The following is a 23,714-nucleotide window of genomic DNA, read 5'->3' on the forward strand; positions in this document are numbered from 1 at the left end:
GTGGTGGAGCACTCAGCCTCATGCCCGACGATGGTGCCCGGTTCGGGGTCGAGCACGGGGGAGACGATGAGATCAGGTCTGCGATGGGTCGTGGCCGGGCTGCTCGGGCTCACGGCGCTCGGGCTGGCCACCCGCTGGGTCGACACCACACATCTGCGTGTTCCGGTGCTGCAGTCGGTGTTCCCGGTGCTGGGCGTGCTCGCCGTGCTCCTGCTCATCGGGTGCATCGCCCTGCGCGACGTCCGGTTCGTGGTGGCCGCGGCGCTCGTGACGATCGCCCCGGTCGTCCTCGGCATCCGGTCGCTGATCCCCGACACCGTCGCCGCCGGCGCGCGTGACGAGGTCGTGATGGTGTCCAACCTGCAGTACGGCCAGGCCGACCCGCGGGCGATCGTGCGCGAGGTGCGCGACCGGCACGTCACCGCGCTCGTCCTCGTCGAGGTCACGCCCGATGCCGCCGCACGGCTTCGGCAGGCCGGCCTGGATGCCGCCCTGCCGCACCAGGTGGGCGCACCGCGCCCCGGTGCGGACGGCACCGTCATCCGCAGTGCGCATCCGCTGAGCGAGCGGGAGAGCGTGCACGTGCCGCGCAGGTTCGACCAGCCGGTGGCCACGGTCCACGCGCCGGAGGGTGACTACGTCCTGCGTGCCGCGCACCCCTACCCGCCGATCCCCGACCTCGTACGCTCCTGGCGCCGTCAGCTCGACGAGCTCGCCACCTGGCGGGCAGCTCAGCCGGCCGACGTACCCCTGGTGATCGCCGGCGACTTCAACGCCTCGTCCTCGCACCCGGGCTTCCGAGCGCTCGCACGCACGATGCACGACGCCCACGGCTCGACCGGCGCCGGGTGGGTGCGGACCTGGCCGCACGAGGGCCGTACACCGGCGTTCGTGCAGATCGACCACGTGCTCGTACGCGGGATGGGCGTCGTCGACGCCGGCGTCACGACCGTGCCGCGCACCGATCACGCCGCGGTCTGGGCCCGCCTGCGCGTCGGCTGATCCAGCGTCGGTGAGCCCCGTCGGCACCGCGAGGCGCAGTCCCGGCTCCCGCGTCGTAGACGCCACGCGCGGGGACGGGGATACTTCGGCTGAAGGACGCCGATCGCACCTCACGCACCCGGCATCCCGCGGGTTGCTGGGTGCGTGAGGGCTCAGGGGAGGTGAAGGCGATGCAGGGGAGCAGCAGGCGCGCCGGCGCAGCGCTCGTGGCCGCACTCGCCCTGGCAGCGTGCTCATCGCACGATCAGGCCGGTGAGGTGCGGGCGGACTACCCCTCGTACGCGTCCCTGGACGAGCTGGCGTCGGCCTCGACGGTGGTCGCCCGCCTCACGGTGTCGTCGTCGGTCCGGGAGTCGACGGTGCCGATGGCCGGCCACGACGTGCCGCACAAGCTGCGTGCGGCCACGGTCACCGACGCCCTGGCGGGTGACCTGGCCGCCGGGCAGACCATCGACCTGATCCGGCCGGGAACACCCGCTGAGCCGATGCAGGGAATGCGCGACGTCGAGCCGAGCACCGACTACCTCCTGTTCCTCGAGGTCCATCCGGACGGCCGAGAAGCCGAGGTCGTCGGCGGCGACGAGGGCATCTTCGAACCCGTCATGGGCAGCACGTCGTTCAGGTCGCCGAAGTTCGGCACGGTCAGCGCTGCCGCACTGCAGTCAGCCCTCCGCAGGGCTCACCCGTAGGTCGGTTGGTTGCTCGGTCACCAGGGGCGCGGCTCGGACAGGTCGCGCGGGTCGTCCTGAGCGACCCACCCGGTGTCGGTGTGCTCGTACGTCGACGTCGGGCCGTTCTCGACCAGCCGTCGTACGCCGTGCACGAGCCGCTCGATGTGCTCGCGGGTGGTGGCCAGGCCGACACTCGCCCGGACCGCCGTGCCGTCGCCGTCGAACAACGTCTCGCACAGCAGGTGGGCGCAGAACCGTCCGTCGCGCACGGCCAGGCCGTACTCGTCGGCGAGCACCTGCGACACCAGTGACGGGGCGTACCCGTCGACGGTGAACGTCGCGACGCCCACGCCGTCGGCAGCCGGGCCGAGGACGTGGTGCAGCGTCACGCCGGGGATCTCGGTGAGGCCCGCGCGCAGCGCGTCGAGCAGCTCGGCCTCGTGAGCCTCGATCGCGTCGCGATGGGCCGAGATCGTCGCGCAGGCGCTGGCCAGGGCGATGGCACCGACGGCGTTGGGCGTACCGCCCTCGTGCCGCGCCGGGCCTTCCTGCCAGCGCGTGTGCTGGTGCGAGACCGTGTGGGTGGCGCCGCCCGCGGGGAGGTAGGGCTCGGAGGCGTCGAGCCAGTCGGTGCGGCCGACGAGCGCGCCCGCACCGTAGGGCGCGTAGGTCTTGTGGCCCGAGAAGGCCACCCAGTCGACGTCGAGCTCGCTGATGTCGACCCGGCGATGCGGAGCCAGCTGCGCGGCATCGAGCACCGTCCGCGCGCCGTAGCGGCGGGCGACCGCGGCCAGGTCGGCGACCGGCCAGATGTCGCCGGTGACGTTGCACGCGCCGGTGATCACCACGAGTGCGGGCTCAGCGGGATCGAGGGCCGCGAGGGCGTCGTCGAGCAGCGTGACGGACTCCTCGGCGCTGGTCGGCACGGGGATGCGCGTGGTCCGGGCGACGGTCCAGGGGAGCAGTGCCGCATGGTGCGCGGACTCGAACACCAGCACGTTGGTGCGCGGCGGCAGCGTGTGCGCGAGCAGGCGCAGGGCGTCGGTGGTGTTGCGGGTGAAGACGACCTCGTCGTCGGCCCGGGCTCCGACGAACTGGCCGACCTCGCCGCGAGCCTGCTCGAACCAGTCGGTCGTGAGGCGGCTGGTGTATCCCGCACCGCGGTGGACCGAGCCGTAGCGCCGCTGGACCGCCTCGACGGCGTCGGTGACGGCGACCAGAGCCGGCGTCGTGGCCGCGTGGTCGAGGTTGCCGAAGTCGACGACCGTGCGGTGGATGGTGGGTACGCCGAGCTCGGCGCCGACGGTGAGCGGCAGGTCACCGGTCGTCCGAGGTGCAGGACGCGGGCTCTGGCGAACCAGGCTCAGGCGGGGCGCAGGGGCAGCGGGGGAGTGGGGTGCCGTCGACACAGGGACGCTCCTTGGACGTTCGCGCTTGCCGAGGGCGGATGCCGTCGGCCGGGTCGTCACCCGGAGCACCCCACCGCGATGGAGGGTTGCCGCTCAGCCAGCCGGGGCTTGTCGCTGAGACTCTTGACCTGTCCCCGACGATAGCCACAGCCGTCGCCGGGGGTCCATCCCGTGGGCAGCAAGTCTTGACATCTGAGAGCGCACCGAGCCGCACGCCGGCTGCCGCGCCGGCCGAGAAAAGCCGCCGCACCCCGCGTGTGACCTATGGGTCTGATGGGGTTCGCGACTACTCTGCGAGCGTGGCCACACGTCAGTCCACGTCGTCCAAGACCGGCTCCAGCGGGAACCGGTCGACGTCGGCGCGTCCGAAGTCCTCAGGCCGTCGTACCTCGACCCGCCCACCGGCCAAGAAGGGTGCCGCGACCGCTCGCGGCAGCCGTCCGGCCCAGGGTGGAGGTCTGCCCCTGCCGCTGCGCGCCGTGCGCGGCACCTGGATGGGAGTCGCACACGTGGCCGGTGGAGCCGCACGACGCGTGGGCACGTCCGCGCGCGACCTCGAGCCCGAGCACCGCCGCGACGGCATCGGCTTCCTGCTGATCGCGCTGGCGATCGTGGTCGCCGCCCGTGAGTGGTGGGGCCTGTCGGGCCGCTTCGGCGACATCGTCCACTCGGTCGTGGCCGGCACCTTCGGGGTCGCCGGCTTCGCCCTTCCGCTGGTCCTGCTGCTGCTCGGCGTGCACATGATGCGCTCGCCCAAGGGGCACCAGCCCACCAACCGCATCATCATCGGTCTGGTCATGCTGGCGTTCTCGGCGTGCGGCCTGGCGAGCCTCGCCAAGGGCATGCCCGAGCCGTCCGAGGGCACCGAGGCGGTCAACCGGGCCGGCGGCATGATCGGCTACCTCGCCTCGAGCCCGCTCGTCGCCGGCGTCCGCGTGTGGGGCACCGTGCCGATCCTGCTGCTGCTCGGGATCTTCGGCCTCCTGGTCGTCACCGCGACGCCGGTCCACCAGATCGGCTACCGCCTGCGTGAGGCCCGCGACCGGCTCCTCTACTACAGCGAGTCCGACAGCACCGACGACGAGCTCGACGCCGTCGCAGCCGACCGCCACGGCGCCGACATCGACGGCAAGAAGCGCCGGCGTACGACCCGCAAGGCCAAGACCGAGGACGACGACAGCGTCGTCGGCGACGAGGCGTTCGAGCAGGCCGCCCAGGTCGCCCCTCGACGGACCAAGAGCGGGCGCGCGCTGCGCCCGGGCGAGAAGGCACCCGCCGACGACGTCGAGGTCTACGACCACGACGAGGTCGAGGGCGCGACGAGCGGCGGTGCAGCGGCCGAGGCCCTCGAACGCGCCAAGCGCGGCAGCAAGCTGCCCAAGCCCCAGCCCGGGGCGCTCGCCGAGCAGACCAGCCGCGGCCTGGAGGCGCCGCCCACCCAGCAGCTGCCGCAACGGGTCGAGCAGCTCGCGCTGGCGGGCGACGTCACCTACACGCTGCCCGAGAGCCAGCTGCTCGAGCAGGGCACGCCCCACAAGTCGCGCTCGGCGGCCAACGACAAGGTGGTCGAGGCGCTCACCGAGACGCTGGAGTCGTTCGGCGTCGACGCCCAGGTCACAGGCTTCACCCGTGGGCCGACCGTCACCCGCTACGAGGTCGAGCTCGGCACCGGCACCAAGGTCGAGCGGGTCACCGCGCTGTCCAAGAACATCGCGTACGCCGTCGCCTCGGCCGACGTGCGCATCCTCAGCCCGATCCCGGGCAAGAAGGCCATCGGCATCGAGATCCCCAACACCGACCGCGAGACGGTCAGTCTGGGCGACGTGCTGCGCAGCCAGGCGGCGCGCGGCAACGAGCACCCGATGGTGATGGGCGTCGGCAAGGACGTCGAGGGCGGCTACGTCACCGCCAACCTCGCCAAGATGCCGCACATGCTCGTCGCGGGTGCGACCGGCGCCGGTAAGTCCAGCTTCGTCAACTCGATGATCACCTCGATCCTGATGCGCGCGACGCCCGACGAGGTGCGCATGGTGCTCGTCGACCCCAAGCGGGTCGAGCTCACCGGCTACGAGGGCATCCCGCACCTGATCACGCCGATCATCACCAACCCCAAGAAGGCCGCCGAGGCGCTCCAGTGGGTCGTGCGCGAGATGGACACGCGGTACGACGACCTCGCGGCGTTCGGCTACAAGCACATCGACGACTTCAACAAGGCCGTCCGCGCGGGCAAGGTCCAGCCGCAGCCGGGGTCCGAGCGTGTCATCCAGCCCTACCCCTACCTGCTGGTCATCGTCGACGAGCTCGCCGACCTGATGATGGTCGCGCCGCGCGACGTCGAGGAGTCGATCGTCCGCATCACCCAGCTGGCACGTGCCGCCGGTATCCACCTGGTGCTCGCGACCCAGCGCCCGTCGGTCGACGTCGTCACGGGTCTGATCAAGGCCAACGTGCCGTCACGACTGGCGTTCGCGACGTCGTCCCTGGCCGACTCCCGCGTCGTGCTCGACCAGCCCGGCGCCGAGAAGCTCATCGGCCAGGGTGATGCGCTGTTCCTGCCCATGGGTGCCTCCAAGCCCATGCGTGTGCAGGGCGCCTGGGTCAAGGAGTCGGAGATCCAGGGCGTGGTCGCACACGTCAAGGAACAGCTGACGCCGCGCTACCGCGACGACGTCACGGTGAGCGCGCCCAAGAAGGAGATCGACGAGGACATCGGTGACGACCTCGACGTGCTGCTGCAGGCGGCCGAGCTGATCGTCACCAGCCAGTTCGGCTCCACCTCGATGCTCCAGCGCAAGCTGCGCGTCGGGTTCGCCAAGGCCGGCCGCCTCATGGACCTCCTCGAGTCGCGCGGTGTGGTCGGCCCGTCCGAGGGCTCCAAGGCGCGTGACGTGCTCGTCCAGCCCGACGACCTGCCGACCACGCTGGCGCTGCTGCGTGGCGAGGACGTCCCGACGGCCGACGACAGCGTGACCTACCACGACGGTCACGACGGTGGCGGCGACGACGGTGAGTCCGAGGACGCCTGGGAGCTGACCGACCGACATGGCTGAGCCCGCAGCCGGAGCCTGCCCGTGATCAGGGCCAGAGCCGGCCGCGCGGCCACGACCGCAGCCGTGGTCCTGCTCGTCCTGCAGGTCGCGGCCTCGTTCGCCGGTCATCTGATCCGCCGCGAAGGCGTCCGCACCCGCGAGACCCTCGACCTGCTGGTGGTGCACCGCCTCGACCAGCTCGTGTGGCCGTTCACCGACGGACGCAGCCGCACCCTGCAGCTGGCGTTCGTCGCCGTCGTCGTGCTCGCGGCGGTGATCACCGGGTTGCTCACCTTCCTCAGCGCCCGCCTGCTCGTCGCCGGTACGCCGGCGCCGGCGGTCCTGCTGCTCACCTGGATGGCCGTCGTCCTCGCCACCACAACGGCGCAGGTGCCGTGGGCGATCGTCTACGCCGACCAGATCGGCGGCGGGCGCGCGCCGGCGTACTGGGCCGACGTGCTCGAACGCGCTCCGTGGTGGGGCGTCCTGCTGGGCTGGGTCCCGGCCCTCGCCGCGACCATCGCCTACGCGATGACCAACCGCGGTCGCCCGGTCACCGCCCCTCACCAGCCGGCCTGGCAGCCGGCCACTCGCGAGGAACGACCGTGAGCACGGCGGTCACGGGCCGTGAGGGGCCCGCCGGCTGGTTCAGGCGCATCCGGACCCTGCCCTGCGCGGCGCTGCTGATCGTCCAGCTGCTCGGCATCGTCGTCTACCCGTTCACCGAGAGCGACATCGGTCGAGCGGCGTTCTCGCTGTTCCAGCTGCTCGTGCTCGTCATCGCAGTGGCAGCCGTGCGCATGACGCCGGCCCTGTCGCGCGTGCTGGTGACGCTCGGCGTCCCCGCGGCCGTGCTGACGATCGCCGAGGCGTTCGCGCCCGACCACGACGTCGTCCAGCTGCTGAGCGGCATCACGCACGCCGCGTTCTACCTCTACCTCGCCTACGGGCTGATCCGCTACATGTTCAGCGACGAGCACGTCACCACCGACGAGATGTTCGCGACCGGCGCCTGCTTCACCGTCGTGGCGTGGGCGTTCGCCTACCTGTACGGCGTGGTGCAGGTCGTCTGGGGCGCCGACCAGTTCGCCACCGCCGAGCACCACGGTGACCTGAGCTGGATGGAGCTGCTGTTCCTGTCCTTCACCACGATGACCAACACCGGCCTGTCCGACATCTCACCGGTCGGCACCCACGCGCGGTCGGTGGTGATGCTGGAGCAGCTGTCGGGCCTCTACTACATCGCGCTGGTGGTGGCGCGGCTGCTCGGGATGATGCTGGCCAAGTTCAGCAGGACTCCCGGCTGAGGCGCCGCGGCTCGCTCACGCCGACATCAGTCTCAGGCCCTGACCCGGCTCGGTCATCAGATACCGCGGGTGGCTCGGGTCGGGCTCGAGCTTGCGACGCAGCTGGGCGGCGTACACCCGCAGGTAGTGGGTCTCGCGCTCGTACCCCGGTCCCCACACCCGGCGCAACAGCTCGGCCTGGGAGACCAGGTGGCCGGGCTGCTCGGCCAGCGCCTCGAGCAGGCTCCACTCGGTGGGCGTCAGCCGCAGTGACTGCTCACCCCGGACAGCCTGGCGTTCGACGAAGTTCAGCGTGAAGTCGCGGGTGCTGACAGTCGCGGCGTGCGGGTCGGACGGGGTGTGCCGGCGTACGGCGACGCGCACCCTGGCGAGCAGCTCGTCCATCCCGAACGGCTTGGTGACGTAGTCGTCCGCGCCGAGGTCGAGCGCCTCGACCTTGTCATCGGACTCGTGCCGCGCCGACAGGACGATGATGGGCACCTCGCTGCTGCGACGTACCTGCCGGATGACCTCGACGCCGTCGAGGTCGGGCAGTCCCAGGTCGAGGACGACGACGTCGGGCTCGACCTCGGCGATGCTCTGCAGGGCGCTGCGGGCGTCGTAGGCGTGCTCCACCTCGTAGTCGCGCGCTCTGAGGTTGATGCTCAGAGTGCGTACGAGAGCTGGCTCGTCGTCGACCACCAGAACCCGTGTCATCGCGAATCTCCTTGTGCTGTGGCTGGATCGGCGGTGCCGAGCGGCAGGCGAAGGACCATCGTCAGACCACCTCCGGGGGTGTCCTCTGCGCTCAGTGTCCCGCCCATCGCCTCAGCGAGCCCGCGTGCGACGGCCAGGCCGAGCCCGACACCGTCACCGCGTGGCGCGTCGCCGTAGCGCTGGAACGGCGCAAAGATCCCGTCCTTCTGGTCGCGCGGCACACCCGGACCCCTGTCGATGACGCGCACCTCGAGAGTCTGCTGCAGCCGTTCGGCGCTCATGACGACCTCCTGCCGGCCGGGGGAGAAGCGCAGAGCGTTCTCGACCAGGTTGGCGAGCACGCGCTCGGCCAGGCCCGCGTCGGCGACGACGGTGAGGTGCATCTCGGGCTGCCACAGGCGTACCCGATCGGGATCGCTCACACCGTGGCGCGCCGCCTCGAGCAGGTCGTGGGCGAGCACCTCGTCGGTGCGTGGCGTGACGGTGTCGGTCTGGATGCGCGACATGTCGAGCAGGTTCTCGATCAGCGCGTCGAGCCGGTCGGAGGACTCCTCGACCATCTCGAGCAGCTCGGCCTGGTCGTCGGCGCCCAGGACGACGTCACGCGAACGCAGGCTCGAGACGCCGGCCTTGATCGCGGCGAGCGGCGTGCGCAGGTCGTGCGAGACGGCCGCCAGCAGAGCACCACGGGCGCGGTTGTCGCGTGCGAGGTGCTGCGCCGCCGACGCCGCCTCGCTGAGCCGTTGGCCGCGCATCACGGCCGCCGCGTGGTGCGCGAACGCCTCGACGAGATCGCGCTCGTCCGCACGTCGGTCGCCCCGCGCGAGCACCAGCACGTGACCGTCGTCGATGGCGGCGGTCGTGAGGTCGGCCCCCGGGTCGCGCAACGGCACCTCACCGCTGATCACGACAGGGTCGCCGAGGCCGCCCGAGCGGGCACGGCGTACGACCGCCGCACCTGACGACCCGAAGATGTCACGGGCCTGGTCGAGCAGTGCCGACAACGGGCGCTCGGCGTCCAGCAGTGAGTGCGAGAGGTCGGCCAGGATGCGCGAGCTGCGTTGTGCCGCAACGGCTTCGGCCGTCCGGCGGGCGCTCAGGTGAACGACGGATGCGACCGACACCGCGACGAGGACGAAGACGGCGAGCGCGACGGCGTTCTGCGGCTCGTTGATCGTGAGCGTGTTGAACGGCGGTGTGAAGTACCAGTTGAGGGCGATGCTCGCGAGCACGGCGGCGAGCAGCGCGGGGACCAGGCCCCCGACGATCGCGGTCGCGACGGTGAGGAGGAGGAAGAGCAGCACCTCCAGCGGGAGGTCGTGCTGCGGCCTCGTCGCCGCGAGCGCCCAGGTGAGCGCCGCCGTACCGACGGTCGCGAGCAGCCACCCGCTGATCGCGCGGGCGCGACCGACCGGCGTACGGCCCCGTGCTCGGGCGCGGCGCGAGGTGTAGGGGTGGGTGACCATGAGCACGTCGATCTCACCCGAGCCGGCGACGACCTGCTCGCCGACGCCCCGTGAGACCAGCGCTCTCCACCGGCCGCGGCTGCTGGCACCGACGATGATCTGGGAGGCGTTGACGCTGCGGGCGAAGTCGAGGATGGCGGCGCTGATGTCGCTGCCGGTGACGACGTGCAGCTCGCCGCCGAGCTCTCGGGTGAGCTCACGGGCGGCGCTGATCGAGTCGTCGCCGACGTCGCGCAGACCGGAGTCGGGGACGACCTTGACCGCCAGCAGCTGGCCTCCCGCGCCGCGGGAGGCGATGCGGGCGCCTCGACGCAGGAGCACCTCCTGCTCGGGTCCGCCCGTGAGCGCGACGACGACGCGCTCACGGGTCGCCCACGTGCGGTCGATGTCCTGGTCGTGGCGGTAGCGGGTCAGCGCCTCGTCGACCCGGTCAGCCACCCACAGCAGTGCGAGCTCGCGCAGGGCCGACAGGTTGCCGGGCCGGAAGTAGTGGGACAGGGCCGCGTCGACGCGCTCGGCGGGATAGACGTTGCCGTGGGCCAGGCGGCGGCGCAGCGCCTCCGGCGACATGTCGACCAGCTCGATCTGGTCGGCTGCGCGCACCACCTCGTCGGGCACGGTCTCGCGTTGCCGGACGCCGGTGATCTCGCGGACGACGTCGTTGAGCGACTCCAGGTGCTGCACGTTGACCGTCGAGATGACGTCGATGCCCGCGTCGAGGAGCTGCTCGATGTCCTCCCACCGTCGTTCGTGGCGAGAGCCGGAGGCGTTGGTGTGGGCGAGCTCGTCGACGAGGACGACCTCGGGGCGCCGACGCAGCACCGCATCGACGTCGAGCTCCTCGAGCCAGGTGTCACCGTGCTGCACCCGCACGCGCGGCAGCACCTCGAGCCCCTCGAGCATCGAGGTGGTGTACGCCCGGCCGTGCGTCTCGACGAGACCGACGACGACGTCGGTGCCGCGGTCGCGACGACGCTGCGCCTCCGAGAGCATGGCGACGGTCTTGCCCACCCCTGGGGCCGCGCCCAGGTAGATCCGGAGCAGTCCGCGTGCCATACGCCGATTCTGCTGCCGATCGTCCCGGGCGCGGTCACCGGAGGTGCGTGTCGCCATCAGTCACCGGCCAGGCCGGCCAGGGCGAGGTTGACCTCGAGCACGTTGACGCGGGGCATGCCGAGGTAGCCGAGCGTGCGGCCCTGCGTGTGCTCGCGCACCACCTTCTCCACCACGTCGGGGTCGAGGTGGCGCGCGGCGGCGACCCGACGGACCTGCTGCTGGGCGTACGCCGGCGTGATGTGCGGGTCCAGGCCGCTACCGCTCGCGGTGAGGGCATCCGGCGCGGTGACGCCCGGCCCGACCGTCGTACGACGGTCGGTGACCTCCTGCCGCAGCGCAGGGTCGTCGGCTCCGAGGTTGGTGCCGCCGCTGGTGTCACCGGCGTAGTCCGAGGCCGACGGGCGGCCGTGGAACCACTGCGGTCCCTTCCAGTCCTGGCCGATGAGGGAGGAGCCGACAACGGCGCCGTCACGGCGGACGAGCGAGCCGTCGGCCTGATCGCTGAGGCCGACGCGACCCAGGCCCCACACCGCTGCGGGGAAGAGCACACCGACCAGCACGGTCATGACGAGCAGCATCCGCAGCCCGGCGAGCGTCTGACGCATGAGAGAGACAGGCATCGTGATCACAGTCCTGGGAAGAGGGAGACGACGAGGTCGATGAGCTTGATCCCGACGAACGGCGTGATGACCCCGCCCAGGCCGTAGATCAGCAGGTTGCGCGCGAGCATCTGGTCGGCGCGCAGCGGCCGGTAGCGAACACCCTTGAGCGCCAACGGGATCAGCGCCACGATGACGAGCGCGTTGAAGATGACCGCCGAGAGCATCGCCGAGCTCGGTGACGACAGGTGCATCACGTTGAGGTCGGCCAGTCCCGGGTAGAGCGGTACGAACATCGCCGGGATGATCGCGAAGTACTTCGCCAGGTCGTTGGCGATCGAGAAGGTCGTCAGCGCACCGCGGGTGATGAGCAGCTGCTTGCCGATCGCGACGATGTCGATGAGCTTGGTCGGGTCGGAGTCGAGGTCGACCATGTTGCCGGCCTCCTTCGCGGCCGACGTGCCCGTGTTCATCGCGACGCCGACGTCGGCCTGGGCGAGAGCGGGTGCGTCATTGGTGCCGTCACCCGTCATGGCGACGAGCCGACCACCGGCCTGCTCCTGCTTGATGAGGCGCATCTTGTCCTCGGGCGTGGCCTCGGCCAGGAAGTCGTCGACACCGGCCTCCTCGGCGATCGCCTTGGCGGTCAGCGGGTTGTCGCCCGTGATCATCACGGTGCGGATGCCCATCCGGCGCAGCTCGGCGAAGCGCTCGACCATGCCGGGCTTGATGACGTCCTTGAGGTGGATCACTCCGACGGCTCGCGCGGGCTCGCCCGCTGCGCGCACGGCGACGACCAGGGGAGTGCCGCCGGCGGCGGCAATCGTGTCGGCGGCCGTCGTCACGTCGGCGTCCACCTGTCCGCCGGTCTCGGCGACCCACGCTCGTACGGCGCCCGCCGCACCCTTGCGGATCTGCGTGCCGTCCGGCAGGTCGACCCCACTCATCCGGGTCTGCGCGGTGAACGGCACGGCGACGGACTCGCCTGGTGCCTGGGCGATCTCGCCGAGCTGCGTGCGTGTCCAGTCGACGATCGACCGGCCCTCGGGCGTCTCGTCGGCGAGCGACGACAGGCACGCCAACCGGTGGGTCTCGGCGCCGAGCGCACCGCCGACGGGCACGATCTCGCAGGCCTGCCGGTTGCCGAGAGTGATCGTGCCGGTCTTGTCGAGCAGCAGCGTGCTGACGTCACCGGCGGCCTCGACCGCGCGACCCGACATGGCGAGCACGTTGCGCTGCACGAGACGGTCCATGCCGGCGATGCCGATCGCTGACAGCAGCGCACCGATCGTGGTCGGGATGAGGCAGACGAGCAGTGCCACGAGCATGATCACGGTCGGTTTCTCGCCCGTGAAGCCGGCGAGCGGCGGGACCGTCGCGACCGCGAGCAGGAAGATGATCGTGAGGACGATCAGCAGGATGCCGAGCGCGACCTCGTTGGGCGTCTTCTGCCGGGCCGCACCCTCGACGAGGGAGATCATCCGGTCGATGAACGTCTCACCCGGCTTGGAGGTGATGCGTACGACGATGCGGTCGGACAGCACCGTCGTACCTCCGGTGACGGCGCACCGGTCGCCTCCGGCCTCGCGTACGACGGGTGCGGACTCTCCCGTGATGGCCGACTCGTCCACAGTGGCAACGCCTTCGACGACGTCACCGTCACCGGGGATCACCTGACCGGCCTCGACGACGACACGGTCATCCAGCCGCAGGTCGGCGCCGGCGACCTGCTCCTCCGAGCCGTCGGCGAGCAGCCTGCGCGCGGTCGTGGTCGTGCGGGTCCGACGGAGCGAGTCGGCCTGAGCCTTTCCGCGCCCTTCGGCCACGGCCTCGGCCAGGTTGGCGAACACGATGGTCAGCCACAGCCAGACGGCGACGCTGATGCTGAACGTCGAGGGGTGCAGCACGGCGAGGACGGTCGTGAGGACCGCCCCGACCCACACCACGAACAGGACGGGTGCGCGGAACAGGTGCTGCGGGTTGAGCTTGCGCACGGCGTCCGGGAAGGACGCGCCGGCGGTGGTGAGAAGGGCGTTCATGAAAGGGCCTCCGCGAGCGGACCGAGGGCGAGAGCGGGCAGGAAGGTCAGGCCGGTCACGAGCAGCGCGACACCGACCATGAGCCCGGTGAACAGGGGAGTGTGCGTCGGCATCGTGCCGTCGGTGACCGGCCGTTTGCGTTGTGCCGCAAGCGAACCCGCGAGCATCAAGATCAGAGCGATCGGCACGAACCGGCCGATCAGCATGCACGCGCCGAGGGTCAGGTTGAGGTAGGGCTGGTCGGCCGTGAGGCCGGCGAACGCGCTGCCGTTGTTGTTCGAGGCGGACGCGAAGGCGTACAGCATCTCGCTGAGGCCGTGTGCGCCGCCGCTGAGCATCCCGTCCTGGGCGGCGCCGTTGGCGAGGGCGGCTCCGGTGCCGAGCAGCACGAGCGCGGGCGTCGTGATCGTCACGAGCGCAACACAGGTGATCTCGCGCCGCCCGATCGTCTTGCCGAGGATCTCCGGGGTCCGGCCGACCATCAGCCCGGCGATGAACACGGCCAGGACCGCGATCACGAGCACGCCGTACAGGCCGGCGCCCACACCGCCCGGTGAGATCTCGCCCAGCAGCATGTTGGTGAGCGCGCCCCCACCGCCGATCGCGCTGTAGCTCTCGTGCATCGAGTTGACCGCACCCGTGGAGGTCCCTGTCGTGCTGTTGGCGAACAGGGCCGACGCCCAGACGCCGAAGCGCACCTCCTTGCCCTCCATCGCGCCGAGCGGCCCGGAGGACGCGGACACCTCGGCCCACGTGATCACCGTGAGCATCGCGGCCCACAACGTCGCCATCAGACCGAGGACGGCGTACCCCTGACGGCGGTCGCCGACGAGTCGGCCGTACGTGCGGGGGAGCGAGAACGGGATGAGCAGCAGCAGGAAGATCTCGACGAGGTTGGTGACCGCGTTGGGGTTCTCGAACGGGTGAGCCGAGTTGGCGTTGAAGTAGCCACCGCCGTTGGTGCCCAGCAGCTTGATCGACTCCTGGCTGGCGACGAGCCCGCCCTGAATGGTCTGGTGCCCGCCCGAGAGCGTGCCGACGGTCTCGGGGGCGTTGAGGTTCTGGACGACACCGCCGGCCAGCAGCACGACGGCGCCGATGAACGCGATCGGCAGCAGTACGCGTACGACACCGCGGGTCAGGTCGACCCAGAAGTTGCCGATGGTGCCGGACGCGTCACGGGCCAGTCCGCGCACGAGCGCGATCGCGACGGCGAGGCCGACCGCGGCTGACACGAAGTTCTGCACCGCGAGCGCGAGGGTCTGCACGACGGCCGAGGCGCCGGCCTCACCCGCGTAGCTCTGCCAGTTGGTGTTGGTGACGAACGAGATCGCGGTGTTGATCGCGGTGTCGGTGTCCATCGCTGCGCCTCGCGCGAGCGGCAATGAGCCCTGCCACTGGATCAGCGCGAACACCGTGACGAGACTGGCGACGGAGAACCCGGCCACCGACACGGCGTACGTGCTCCACCGCTGCTCGGACCGCGGGTCGACGCCGCACAGCCGGTAGGCCACCCGCTCGACCCGCAGGTCGCGGGTGCTGGTGAACACGCGCGCGATGTAGTCGCCCAGCGGTACGTGCACCACCGCGAGCATGAGCACGAGCGTCGCGATCGTGAGCAGCCCTGAGCCGGCCGTGCCCATCAGAACCGCTCCGGTCGGACGAGCGCGTAGATCAGGTAGAGCAGGAGTGCGGCGCCGATGGCGCCGGCGACGAGGTATTCGGCCATGTCTCCAGCGAACGCCGGAAACCGTTGGGACAGCGCAGGATTGACGCGTCCTTCACGCGCCTTGACGCGTTCTTGACGCCTTAACCGGCGGTGGCCTCGCCGTCGAGCTGTGCGTAGGTCGCGAGGCTCGGCCCGCGCGTCTCCTGCAGCTCGCGGGCCTTGGCCTCGGCGTCGCGCATCACGCGCAGCACGTTGCCGCCGGCGACCTTGCGCAGGTCGTCGTCGGACCAGCCTTTGTCCTGCAGCGCCGCGAAGACCGTCGGGTACGACGACACGTCGGCCAGGCCGTCGGGGAACTCGTCGGTGCCGTCGTAGTCGCCGCCGACGCCGAGGTGATCGACACCGGCGACCTCACGGATGTGCTCGAAGTGGGCGACGACGTCGTCGAGCGTGGCGCGGGGGCGAGGGTGCTCGGCCTTCCACTGCTGAGCGAAGGGGACGAACTGCGATAGGTCCGTCGGCGACAGGCCGGCCGCGGCAGCAGCGTCCTTGGCCGCCTGCCGCCAGTCGGCGCACGCCTGCGACACGAAGTCGGGCACGAACGTCGCCATGATCACGCCGTCGTTGTCGCGCAGGGACTCCAGGACGTCGTCCGGGGCGTTGCGCGGGCTGTCGCAGACCGCGCGCGAGGAGCTGTGCGAGAAGATCACCGGCGCCTCGCTCGCCTTCAGCGCGTCCCGCATCGTGTCGGCCGAGACGTGGCTGAGGTCGACGAGCATGCCGGTGCGGTTCATCTCGCGCACGACCTCGACCCCGAAGGCGGACAGCCCGTCGTGCACCGGCTCGTCGGTGGCCGAGTCGGCCCACGGCACGTTGTCGTTGTGGGTGAGGGTCATGTAGCGGACGCCGAGGACGTACATCATGCGCAGCGTGGCCAGGGAGCAGCCGATCGAGTGCCCGCCCTCAGCGCCCATCAGAGAGGCGATCCGACCCGTGCCGAAGACCGCCTCGACCTCGTCGGCGGTGCGGGCGATGCCGAACGCGTCGGGGTAGCGGCCGACCATCTGGTGCACCGCGTCGATCTGCTCCAGAGTGGCGGACACGGCGCTGTCGCCCTCGAGCTGGGCGGGGACGTACACCGACCAGAACTGGCCGCCGACGCAGCCCGCGCGCAGCCGTGCGACGTCGGTGTGCGTGCGGTCGCTGGTGTTGGTCGCGATGTCGAGCCGGTCGAAGTCGTAACCCACCTGCTGGCGCGCGGCCCACGGCAGGTCGTTGTGCCCGTCGATGAGGGGCGAGTCGCGCAGGATGTCGGTCACGGGGGTCGGCGTCGACGTCATGGCGTCATCCCATCATGCGCCACGCCTCTACAGTTGAGCCCATGCAATCTCCCTCCCGCAGCGTCGCTCTGGTGACCCTCGGCTGCGCTCGCAACGAGGTCGACTCCGAAGAGCTCGCGGGCCGTCTCGCCGACGAGGGCTGGACGCTCGTCGACGACGCCGGCGAGGCCGACGTGGCCGTCGTCAACACCTGTGGCTTCGTCGAGCAGGCCAAGAAGGACTCCATCGACGCGCTGCTCGAGGCCAACGACCTCAAGGACACCGGCCGCACCCAGGCGGTCGTCGCCGTCGGCTGCCTGGCCGAGCGCTACGGCGAGCAGCTGGCCGAGCAGCTGCCCGAGGCCGATGCGGTCCTCGGCTTCGACTCCTACCAGGACATGTCGGGGCACCTCACTGCGATCCTCGGCGGTCACGCTCCCGCGTCACACACGCCGGGCGACCGCCGCAAGCTGCTGCCCCTGTCGCCGGTCGCCCGTCAGGACGAAGCCGACGGCGTCGCCCTGCCCGGCCACGGCGACGTACGCCGACCGGACGACGTCGAGGTCGCGTCACCGGCGTCCTCGCCCCGGGTCATCCGGGCTCGCCTCGACGGACGCCCGTGGGCGCCGCTGAAGATCGCGAGCGGCTGCGACCGACGGTGCGCGTTCTGCGCGATCCCGATGTTCCGCGGGGCGTTCGTGTCGCGACGTCCCGCCGACGTGCTGGCCGAGGCCCGGTGGCTCGGCCAGCACGACGTCAAGGAGATCTTCCTCGTCAGCGAGAACTCCACGTCGTACGGCAAGGACCTCGGCGACCTGCGCCTGCTCGACACGATGCTGCCCGAGCTGGTCGCCGTCGACGGCATCGAGCGCGTGCGGGTGTCCTACCTGCAGCCCGCCGAGATCCGTCCCGACCTGCTCGACGTGATGACGCAGACTCCCGGGGTCGTCCCGTACTTCGACATCTCCTTCCAGCACGCGTCCGAGCCGCTGCTGCGCCGGATGCGGCGGTTCGGCTCGCGAGAGTCGTTCCTCACGCTGCTGGAGCAGGTGCGCGAGCGCAGCCCGCAGGCGGGCATCCGGTCCAACGTGATCGTCGGCTTCCCGGGTGAGACCGACGCCGACCTCGCCGAGCTCGAGGAGTTCCTCACGCACGCGCGCCTGGACGTCGTGGGTGTGTTCGGCTACTCCGACGAGGACGGCACCGAGGCCGAGACCTACGACACCAAGCTGCCCGACCACGAGGTCGCCGCCCGCCTGGAGCACTTCACGACCCTCGTCGAGCAGCTCAACCTGCAGCGCGCCGAGGAGCGCGTCGGCGAGACCCTCGAGGTCCTCGTCGAGGGCGTCGGCGACGAGGACGACGAGCGTCCGGTCGGCCGCGCCGGTCAGCAGGGCCCGGACGTCGACGGCGTCACCTACCTCGCCGAGGGCACCGACGTGGCCGTCGGTGACCTCGTACGCGCCACGGTCGTCGCGACCGAGGGCATCGACCTCGTCGCGGAGGTGCGATGACGCACGGGCCCGCCGTCACGCCCGATCCCGCAGCCGAGCCGAGCTCCGGGGTCAGCAACTGGAACATCGCCAACTACCTGACGGTGCTGCGCATCGCGCTGGTGCCGGTCTTCGGCTGGCTGCTGCTCGCCGACGGCGGCGACTCCACCGGCATGCGGGTCGCGGCATTCGTGGTCTTCACGATCGCCTCGATCACTGACCGCATCGACGGTGATCTCGCCCGGTCGCGCGGGCTGGTCACCGACTTCGGCAAGGTGGTCGACCCGATCGCCGACAAGGCGCTCATAGGGATGGCGCTCATCGGCCTGTCACTGATCGACGAGGTGCCCTGGTGGATCACCGTCGTGATCCTCGTGCGCGAGCTCGGCATCACGGCGCTGCGGTTCGCGGTCATCCGGCACGGCGTGATGCCTGCCAGCCGGGGCGGCAAGCTCAAGACGGCGCTGCAGGCGTTCGCGATCGGCCTGTTCGTGCTGCCGCTCGACGGTGTCCTGCACTGGCTCGCCTGGGCCATCCTCGTCGCGGCGCTGGTCGTCACCGTCGTGACGGGCGTCGACTACGTGCTCCGGGCCGTCCGACTGCGCCGGACCAGTGAGCGCACGGCAGCTCGTCGAGCCCGACGCCAGGGCACATGACCGACCCCACCGCGCTCGTACGATCGCTGGTCGCCTCCGGTGACACGGTCGCCGCGGCCGAGTCGCTGACCGGCGGGCTCGTCACCGCGCGCCTCACGTCCGTCCCGGGCGCGAGCGCCACGGTGCGCGGCGGCGTCGTCAGCTACGCCACCGACGTCAAGCGCGACGTCCTCGGTGTCGATGCTGCGCTGCTCGACGCCGGGGGAGCGGTGCAGGCACAGGTTGCCGAGCAGATGGCGTCCGGCGTACGCCGGCTGCTCGCTGCCACCTGGGGCCTGGCCACGACCGGGGTCGCCGGCCCCGAACCCCAGGACGGACAACCCGTCGGCACCGTCTTCGTCGCGGTCGCCGCGCCGACCGGCGTACGGTCTCGGCGGCTGTCGCTGAGCGGGGACCGTGAGCAGATCCGGGCCGCCTCGGTCGACGGTGTTCTCGCGCTGCTCGCCGAATGCGTGAGGGACCTGCCCCGATCCGTGTGAACGGCATGGGTACCGTGGGTGGGCTGGGCGAGGTCCGACGTGACGACCTCGCCCGTCCCATGACCTGCAGGAGCCGAGGAACTCGATGAGCAGCAGTACGTCCGTGTCCACCCCGCGTGAGCTGACCGTCAGAGGCATCGTCCTCGGTGGCGTCATCACCCTGATCTTCACCGCGGCCAACGTCTACCTGGGCCTCAAGGTCGGTCTGACGTTCGCGACCGCGATCCCCGCCGCCGTCATCTCGATGGCGATCCTGCGGCGCATCGGCGGGACGACGATCCAGGAGAACAACATCGTCCAGACGGTCGCCTCGGCGGCCGGCACCCTCGCGGCGATCATCTTCGTGCTGCCCGGTCTGATCATGATCGGCTGGTGGCAGGACTTCCCGTACTGGACGACCGTGCTGCTGTGCGCCATCGGCGGGACCCTCGGGGTCATGTACTCCGTGCCGCTGCGGCGGGCGCTGGTGACCGGCTCCGACCTGCCCTACCCCGAGGGCAAGGCGGCGGCCGAGGTGCTCAAGGTCGGCGTCGGCGACGAGGACAGCGCCGAGCGCAACGCACGCGGTCTGCGCATGATCATCAAGGGTGCCCTCGCGGCCGTCGCGTTCAACCTGCTGACCTCGTTGAAGGTCGCCGCCAGTGAGGTCAGCGCGGCGTTCAAGATCGGCTCGGGCGGTACGGCGGCCTCGGCCTCCCTGTCCCTGGCGCTGATCGGTGTCGGCCACCTTGTGGGCCTGACGGTCGGCATCGCGATGCTCGTCGGCATGGTCATCTCCTGGGCCGTGCTCGTCCCCGCCTACACCTCGGGCGACCTGACCGCGGGTGGCGCGGTCGCCGACATCGTCGACAAGACGTTCAGCGAGGAGGTCCGGTTCGTCGGGGCCGGCACGATCGCGGTCGCCGCGATCTGGACGCTCATCAAGATCCTCGGCCCGATCATCAAGGGCATCCGCGAGTCGGCGGCCTCGACCCGTGAGCGTGCGGCCGGTGAGCAGGTCGAGCTCACCGAGCGCGACCTGCCGATCACCGTCGTCGGCGGCACCATCCTGGTCTCGCTGCTGCCCATCGGCCTGATGCTGTGGCTGTTCGCGCGCGACACGCACCTGCAGGACAACCTGTTCCTCACCATCGCCGTGAGCCTGGTCTTCGTGCTGCTGATCGGTGCGGTCATCGCGGCCGTCTGCGGTTACATGGCCGGACTGATCGGTTCGTCCAACAGCCCGATCTCCGGTGTCGGCATCGTCGTCGTGCTCGCGGCGGCTCTGCTGATGGTCCTGGTGCACGGACGTGAAGGCGACCCGAAGCAGGCGACCGCGCTCGTCGCGTACACGCTGTTCGTCACCGCCGTGGTCTTCAGCATCGCCACCATCTCCAACGACAACCTGCAGGACCTCAAGACCGGCCAGCTCGTGGGGGCGACGCCCTGGAAGCAGCAGGCCGCGCTGGTCGTCGGTGTCGTGTTCGGCTCGATCGTGATCGCGCCGGTGCTCAACCTGCTCAACTCCGCCTTCGGGTTCGTCGGCGCACCGGGCGCCGGTGACGACGCTCTCGCCGCGCCGCAGGCCTCACTCATCTCCGAGCTCGCCAAGGGCGTCTTCGGTGGCGACCTGCAGTGGGGCCGCATCGGCCTCGGCGCCGCGATCGGCGTGGCCGTCATCGTCGTCGACGAGGTGCTCGGCCGGACGTCGGGCAAGCGGTTCGCGCTGCCGCCGCTCGCGGTGGGCATGGGCCTCTACCTGCCGATGGCGCTCACCGTGCTCATCGCGGTCGGTGCGGTCATCGGCTTCTTCTACGAGCGCTGGGCCGACCGCCGCAAGGACCCCGAGCACGCCAAGCGCCTCGCGGTGCTGATGGCGACCGGTCTGATCGTCGGCGAGAGCCTGTTCGGGGTCGCGTACGCCGCGATCGTGGCCGGATCGGGCGAGGAGGCACCGCTCGGCATCGTCGGCGAGGGCTTCGAGAGCTGGGCCAAGGCGATCGGTGTCATCGCGTTCGTGCTGATCGTGGGCTGGCTCTACCGAGCGACCCGCTCGTCGGTGCAGTCCGAGGAGAAGATCGAGACCGGCAGCACCGCCTGACCGGGCCGACCGAGAGAGCGAGCCTGCACCGCCCCGTCCGGGGGCCGGTGCAGGCTCGCTCGTTGACCCGGGGCTACGGGCGTCAGGTGCCGTCGGAGCGCGGTGGGCGTCCACGCCGCGGAGGCGGCGCTGCCGTGCCGGGCAGCCGGCCCGCCCGTCGCAGCGCGTCGCGCAGCACCATGTCGACCTGGGCGTTGACGCTGCGCAGCTCGTCGCCGGCCCAGCGCGTCAGCGCCTCGTGGACCGCGGGGTCCAGGCGCAGCAGCACCGCCTTGCGCCCGGACCCGCTCTGCTCCGCTGCTCGTGTCACGGCGTCCCTCAGGTGTAGAGGCTGCCGGTGTTGACGACCGGTGTCGCCCGCTGGTCACCGCAGAGCACGACGAGCAGGTTGGACACCATCGCCGCCTTGCGCTCCTCGTCGAGCCGCACGACGTCCTCGTCCTCCAGGCGCGAGATGGCCATCTCGACCATGCTCACCGCGCCCTCGACGATGCGCTCGCGTGCGGCGATGATCGCGCTGGCCTGCTGGCGCTGCAGCATGGCCTGGGCGATCTCCTGGGCGTACGCGAGGTGGCTGATGCGTACCTCGAGGATCTCGACGCCGGCGATCACCACACGCTCAGCCACCTCGCGCGCGAGCTCCTGGGAGACCACGTCGGTCGAGCCCCGCAACGACGTGCCGCTGCCGTCAGGGTCGTCGTACGGGTGGGTCGTCGCGACGTGTCGCAGCGCCGCCTCGGACTGCACGCGGACGAAGTCGGTGTAGTGCTCGACCGCGAACGTCGCCTTCGCCGTGTCGGCCACCTGCCAGACGATGATCGCGGCGATCTCGACCGGGTTGCCGTCGGCGTCGTTGACCTTCAAGGCGTTGGTCTCGAAGTTGTTGACCCGCACCGACACGTTGCGCCGGGTGGTGAGCGGCATGACCCACGTCAGACCGGTACGCCGGACCGTGCCGACGTAGCGCCCGAAGAACTGGACGACCCGCGTCTGGCCGGGCTGGATGACCACCAGCGGCGTCGCGATGAAGAATGCGAGCACCACCAGCGCGACACCCGCCGCGGGGACGCCGCTGCCGAAGCACGCGAGTGCGCCGACGACGAGCGCCAGGGCCACGAGCAGCGCGAGGAACCCGTTCATGGCCCACGCGGGCCGCTCGTCGATGTCGACCCGCATCCCCTGGTGGCCGACGGGGCGACCGCTCGGCGGCTGCTCGGCCGGCCCCGGAGCCATGTCGGTGAACGGCCCGCCCGGCCCACCGGGCCCGACCGGCCCGGAGCCGGCGGAGTGAGGGCCTGCGTACGGTCGCGGCGCGCCGGGTGGGTACGGCCCGCCGGGAGGCGCTGCGGGCCCCGTCGGACCAGCGCCCGGCGTCGGGAGCGGGTGGCGCGGCGGACCGGCGGGCGGCGGCTGGTCGCTCGGGCCGGGGTACTGGGAGTCGGTCATGTGTCCCCTCAGGACGGTGCTATCACAGTGATATCAGTTTATATCCGGAACATCCTGTGGTGTCCTCGACGTTGTCGCTCACGTGCCCGCCGCCCCGGTCTGCGTCAGCTCCGCGGGGTACGGTGGTCACACGAGATCACACATGAGGAGGGCGTCATGATCTTGCTCCGTCGAGAGCTCGGCGACGTGCTCCGTGAGCAGCGCCAGACCCAGGGGCGCACGCTGCGCGACGTGTCCGCTTCCGCCAAGGTCTCGCTCGGCTACCTCAGCGAGCTCGAGCGCGGCGAGAAGGAAGCCTCTTCCGAGCTGCTCTCGTCGATCTGCGCCGCGCTCGGTCTGCAGCTGTCCGAGACGCTGATGCTCGTCACCGAGAAGGTCGCCGTCGCCGAGGCGCTGTCGCAGCCCGTGCGGCTGCCGGTGGTCCCTGCCGACGCCGTCGTCTCGTCCGCAGCCTGAGCCTCACCGCACCCCGAGTGGACGCTGCGGGCGTCCGTCGTCGGTCGGTGCGAGGCCGCCCTGGCAGCGTGGGCAGTAGAACATCGTCCGGTCCCGCGGCGCCGCGCCGATCATCGCCACACGCACGCCCTGACCGCAGCGTCGACAGCTGCGCCCGCTGCGGCCGTGCACATACATCGGCTCACGCGGGTCGCCCGTGCTGCTCGGCCGCTCGGAGGCCGCACTCGCGCCGATGAGCCGATAGGCGCGGCGTACGACGCGCCGCAGGTGGTCGTCGTCGAGGTCGCCGACCGAGGCCCAGGGGTGGGTGCGTTCGAGGAAGAGCGGCTCGCTGGTGAAGATCGTGCCGAGACCGGCCAGGTTGCGCTGGTCGAGCAGAGCCGCGCCGACCGTGACCGTCGGATCTCGGCGCAGGCGCTGCAGCGCGGTGTCCTCGTCCCAGTCGCTGCCGAGGACGTCGGGACCGAGATGCCCGACCACGGTGTGCTCGTCGGCAGTCGCGACGACGTCGAGCATGCCGAGCTGCCAGCCCAACGCTGCTCGGCGAGCGGTCGCGAGCAGGGCGCGCAGGTCGGGCGACGACCGTGTCCGTGCGCTGACCCGCTGCACGTCGGAGATCCGCCAGCTGCCGTCCATCCGCAGGTGGCTGTGCAGGGTGAGCCCGCCCTCGACGCGGTGGAGCAGGTGCTTGCCACGGCTGACGACCTCGGTCGTACGACGGCCGACCAGCCTGCGCCCGTCGCGTCCGCCCCACCGCAGCTCGGCCACGACGAGGACGTCGTCGACGAGCCCGGCGTGCAGTCGCCGTGCGGTGCGGATGACGACATCGCCCTCGGGCACGA

At 71.1% G+C, this 23,714-nt stretch carries 21 protein-coding genes and 1 riboswitch; of the genes, 10 read left to right on the forward strand and 11 right to left on the reverse strand.

Features of this window, described 5'->3' with window-relative positions:
• Nucleotides 1–66: 66 nt before the first annotated feature.
• Nucleotides 67–1,002 (forward strand): endonuclease/exonuclease/phosphatase family protein, encoded by a 936-nt coding sequence (locus tag VV01_RS05835; RefSeq protein WP_157508758.1) that lies wholly within the window; start codon nucleotides 67–69, stop codon nucleotides 1,000–1,002.
• Between the two features lie 170 nt (nucleotides 1,003–1,172).
• Nucleotides 1,173–1,691 carry a hypothetical protein gene (locus tag VV01_RS05840; protein WP_050669067.1) on the forward strand — a complete coding sequence of 173 codons (519 nt, stop codon included), beginning with the start codon at nucleotides 1,173–1,175 and terminating at the stop codon, nucleotides 1,689–1,691.
• 17 nt (nucleotides 1,692–1,708) lie between these two features.
• Here the strand turns inward: VV01_RS05840 and VV01_RS05845 are convergent, their stop codons facing one another.
• On the reverse strand, nucleotides 1,709–3,082 hold the full coding sequence (locus tag VV01_RS05845; protein WP_231635165.1) for an aminotransferase class V-fold PLP-dependent enzyme: 1,374 nt from the start codon (nucleotides 3,080–3,082) through the stop codon (nucleotides 1,709–1,711).
• A gap of 16 nt (nucleotides 3,083–3,098) precedes the next feature.
• A riboswitch (SAM riboswitch) is annotated at nucleotides 3,099–3,211 on the reverse strand.
• A gap of 170 nt (nucleotides 3,212–3,381) precedes the next feature.
• On the opposite strand from VV01_RS05845, the gene VV01_RS05850 reads away from it, so the two are divergent.
• The 3 genes from VV01_RS05850 to VV01_RS05860 are packed head-to-tail and all read left to right on the forward strand — an operon-like array spanning nucleotide 3,382 to nucleotide 7,418.
• Nucleotides 3,382–6,132 (forward strand): DNA translocase FtsK, encoded by a 2,751-nt coding sequence (locus VV01_RS05850; RefSeq protein WP_407942897.1) that lies wholly within the window; start codon nucleotides 3,382–3,384, stop codon nucleotides 6,130–6,132.
• A gap of 21 nt (nucleotides 6,133–6,153) precedes the next feature.
• Entirely contained in the window at nucleotides 6,154–6,720 is a 567-nt protein-coding gene (locus VV01_RS05855; RefSeq protein ID WP_157508759.1) for a hypothetical protein, read from the forward strand.
• Entirely contained in the window at nucleotides 6,717–7,418 is a 702-nt protein-coding gene (locus tag VV01_RS05860; RefSeq protein WP_082220844.1) for an ion channel, read from the forward strand. Before VV01_RS05855 ends, VV01_RS05860 begins: the two co-directional genes overlap by 4 nt.
• 15 nt (nucleotides 7,419–7,433) lie before the next feature.
• Here the strand turns inward: VV01_RS05860 and VV01_RS05865 are convergent, their stop codons facing one another.
• The 7 genes from VV01_RS05865 to VV01_RS05890 form a co-directional block, all read right to left on the reverse strand.
• Complete coding sequence (locus tag VV01_RS05865; RefSeq protein WP_050669069.1) at nucleotides 7,434–8,114, reverse strand: response regulator; 681 nt, start codon at nucleotides 8,112–8,114, stop codon at nucleotides 7,434–7,436.
• Nucleotides 8,111–10,636: an ATP-binding protein gene (locus tag VV01_RS05870; protein ID WP_050669070.1), complete on the reverse strand. Its 2,526-nt coding sequence runs from the start codon at nucleotides 10,634–10,636 to the stop codon at nucleotides 8,111–8,113. Before VV01_RS05870 ends, VV01_RS05865 begins: the two co-directional genes overlap by 4 nt.
• Before the next feature lie 56 nt (nucleotides 10,637–10,692).
• The gene (gene kdpC / locus VV01_RS05875) at nucleotides 10,693–11,256 is read right to left on the reverse strand and encodes a potassium-transporting ATPase subunit KdpC (RefSeq protein WP_050671752.1); all 564 of its coding nucleotides are present in this window, start codon (nucleotides 11,254–11,256) and stop codon (nucleotides 10,693–10,695) included.
• Nucleotides 11,257–11,261: 5 nt separating this feature from the next.
• The gene (gene kdpB / locus VV01_RS05880; RefSeq protein ID WP_050669071.1) at nucleotides 11,262–13,274 is read right to left on the reverse strand and encodes a potassium-transporting ATPase subunit KdpB; all 2,013 of its coding nucleotides are present in this window, start codon (nucleotides 13,272–13,274) and stop codon (nucleotides 11,262–11,264) included.
• On the reverse strand, nucleotides 13,271–14,917 hold the full coding sequence (gene kdpA, locus VV01_RS05885; RefSeq protein WP_050669072.1) for a potassium-transporting ATPase subunit KdpA: 1,647 nt from the start codon (nucleotides 14,915–14,917) through the stop codon (nucleotides 13,271–13,273). Before kdpA ends, kdpB begins: the two co-directional genes overlap by 4 nt.
• Nucleotides 14,917–15,003 (reverse strand): K(+)-transporting ATPase subunit F, encoded by an 87-nt coding sequence (gene kdpF, locus VV01_RS24895; protein ID WP_071606306.1) that lies wholly within the window; start codon nucleotides 15,001–15,003, stop codon nucleotides 14,917–14,919. Before kdpF ends, kdpA begins: the two co-directional genes overlap by 1 nt.
• 80 nt (nucleotides 15,004–15,083) lie before the next feature.
• On the reverse strand, nucleotides 15,084–16,283 hold the full coding sequence (locus tag VV01_RS05890) for a dipeptidase (protein ID WP_050669073.1): 1,200 nt from the start codon (nucleotides 16,281–16,283) through the stop codon (nucleotides 15,084–15,086).
• Between the two features lie 41 nt (nucleotides 16,284–16,324).
• Between VV01_RS05890 and rimO the strand changes: the two genes are divergently transcribed.
• The 4 genes from rimO to VV01_RS05910 all read left to right on the forward strand — a co-directional run bounded on the left by rimO (nucleotide 16,325) and on the right by VV01_RS05910 (nucleotide 20,970).
• On the forward strand, nucleotides 16,325–17,776 hold the full coding sequence (gene rimO, locus VV01_RS05895) for a 30S ribosomal protein S12 methylthiotransferase RimO (protein WP_050669074.1): 1,452 nt from the start codon (nucleotides 16,325–16,327) through the stop codon (nucleotides 17,774–17,776).
• A complete protein-coding gene (pgsA, locus tag VV01_RS05900) occupies nucleotides 17,773–18,411 on the forward strand; it encodes a CDP-diacylglycerol--glycerol-3-phosphate 3-phosphatidyltransferase (protein WP_050669075.1) in 639 nt (212 codons plus the stop codon). Before rimO ends, pgsA begins: the two co-directional genes overlap by 4 nt.
• On the forward strand, nucleotides 18,408–18,890 hold the full coding sequence (locus tag VV01_RS05905; protein ID WP_050669076.1) for a CinA family protein: 483 nt from the start codon (nucleotides 18,408–18,410) through the stop codon (nucleotides 18,888–18,890). Before pgsA ends, VV01_RS05905 begins: the two co-directional genes overlap by 4 nt.
• A gap of 85 nt (nucleotides 18,891–18,975) precedes the next feature.
• Nucleotides 18,976–20,970 (forward strand): OPT family oligopeptide transporter, encoded by a 1,995-nt coding sequence (locus VV01_RS05910; protein ID WP_050669077.1) that lies wholly within the window; start codon nucleotides 18,976–18,978, stop codon nucleotides 20,968–20,970.
• A gap of 82 nt (nucleotides 20,971–21,052) precedes the next feature.
• On the opposite strand, the gene VV01_RS05915 is transcribed toward VV01_RS05910, so the two are convergent.
• Together VV01_RS05915 and VV01_RS05920 are read right to left on the reverse strand one after the other, a co-directional pair.
• Nucleotides 21,053–21,280 (reverse strand): hypothetical protein, encoded by a 228-nt coding sequence (locus VV01_RS05915; RefSeq protein WP_050669078.1) that lies wholly within the window; start codon nucleotides 21,278–21,280, stop codon nucleotides 21,053–21,055.
• Nucleotides 21,281–21,288: 8 nt separating this feature from the next.
• A complete protein-coding gene (locus VV01_RS05920; RefSeq protein WP_050669079.1) occupies nucleotides 21,289–22,203 on the reverse strand; it encodes an SPFH domain-containing protein in 915 nt (304 codons plus the stop codon).
• Nucleotides 22,204–22,572: 369 nt separating this feature from the next.
• On the opposite strand from VV01_RS05920, the gene VV01_RS05925 reads away from it, so the two are divergent.
• Entirely contained in the window at nucleotides 22,573–22,872 is a 300-nt protein-coding gene (locus VV01_RS05925; protein ID WP_050669080.1) for a helix-turn-helix domain-containing protein, read from the forward strand.
• 3 nt (nucleotides 22,873–22,875) lie between these two features.
• On the opposite strand, the gene VV01_RS05930 is transcribed toward VV01_RS05925, so the two are convergent.
• The gene (locus tag VV01_RS05930; RefSeq protein ID WP_050669081.1) at nucleotides 22,876–23,712 is read right to left on the reverse strand and encodes a DNA-formamidopyrimidine glycosylase family protein; all 837 of its coding nucleotides are present in this window, start codon (nucleotides 23,710–23,712) and stop codon (nucleotides 22,876–22,878) included.
• Between the last annotated feature and the right edge of the window lie 2 nt (nucleotides 23,713–23,714).

The organism is Luteipulveratus halotolerans (assembly GCF_001247745.1).
Taxonomy (GTDB): Bacteria; Actinomycetota; Actinomycetes; order Actinomycetales; family Dermatophilaceae; genus Luteipulveratus; species Luteipulveratus halotolerans.

Excerpts from the sequence above, each read along its gene's own strand:
- VV01_RS05835 (WP_157508758.1), top strand. The coding sequence starts at position 67 with ATGAGATCAGGTCTGCGATGGGTCGTGGCCGGGCTGCTCGGGCTCACG.
- VV01_RS05840 (WP_050669067.1), top strand. The coding sequence starts at position 1,173 with ATGCAGGGGAGCAGCAGGCGCGCCGGCGCAGCGCTCGTGGCCGCACTC.
- VV01_RS05865 (WP_050669069.1), bottom strand. The coding sequence starts at position 8,114 with ATGACACGGGTTCTGGTGGTCGACGACGAGCCAGCTCTCGTACGCACT.
- VV01_RS05870 (WP_050669070.1), bottom strand. The coding sequence starts at position 10,636 with ATGGCACGCGGACTGCTCCGGATCTACCTGGGCGCGGCCCCAGGGGTG.
- kdpC (WP_050671752.1), bottom strand. The coding sequence starts at position 11,256 with ATGCCTGTCTCTCTCATGCGTCAGACGCTCGCCGGGCTGCGGATGCTG.
- kdpB (WP_050669071.1), bottom strand. The coding sequence starts at position 13,274 with ATGAACGCCCTTCTCACCACCGCCGGCGCGTCCTTCCCGGACGCCGTG.
- kdpA (WP_050669072.1), bottom strand. The coding sequence starts at position 14,917 with ATGGGCACGGCCGGCTCAGGGCTGCTCACGATCGCGACGCTCGTGCTC.
- kdpF (WP_071606306.1), bottom strand. The coding sequence starts at position 15,003 with ATGGCCGAATACCTCGTCGCCGGCGCCATCGGCGCCGCACTCCTGCTC.
- VV01_RS05890 (WP_050669073.1), bottom strand. The coding sequence starts at position 16,283 with ATGACGTCGACGCCGACCCCCGTGACCGACATCCTGCGCGACTCGCCC.
- rimO (WP_050669074.1), top strand. The coding sequence starts at position 16,325 with ATGCAATCTCCCTCCCGCAGCGTCGCTCTGGTGACCCTCGGCTGCGCT.
- pgsA (WP_050669075.1), top strand. The coding sequence starts at position 17,773 with ATGACGCACGGGCCCGCCGTCACGCCCGATCCCGCAGCCGAGCCGAGC.
- VV01_RS05905 (WP_050669076.1), top strand. The coding sequence starts at position 18,408 with ATGACCGACCCCACCGCGCTCGTACGATCGCTGGTCGCCTCCGGTGAC.
- VV01_RS05910 (WP_050669077.1), top strand. The coding sequence starts at position 18,976 with ATGAGCAGCAGTACGTCCGTGTCCACCCCGCGTGAGCTGACCGTCAGA.
- VV01_RS05920 (WP_050669079.1), bottom strand. The coding sequence starts at position 22,203 with ATGGCTCCGGGGCCGGCCGAGCAGCCGCCGAGCGGTCGCCCCGTCGGC.
- VV01_RS05925 (WP_050669080.1), top strand. The coding sequence starts at position 22,573 with ATGATCTTGCTCCGTCGAGAGCTCGGCGACGTGCTCCGTGAGCAGCGC.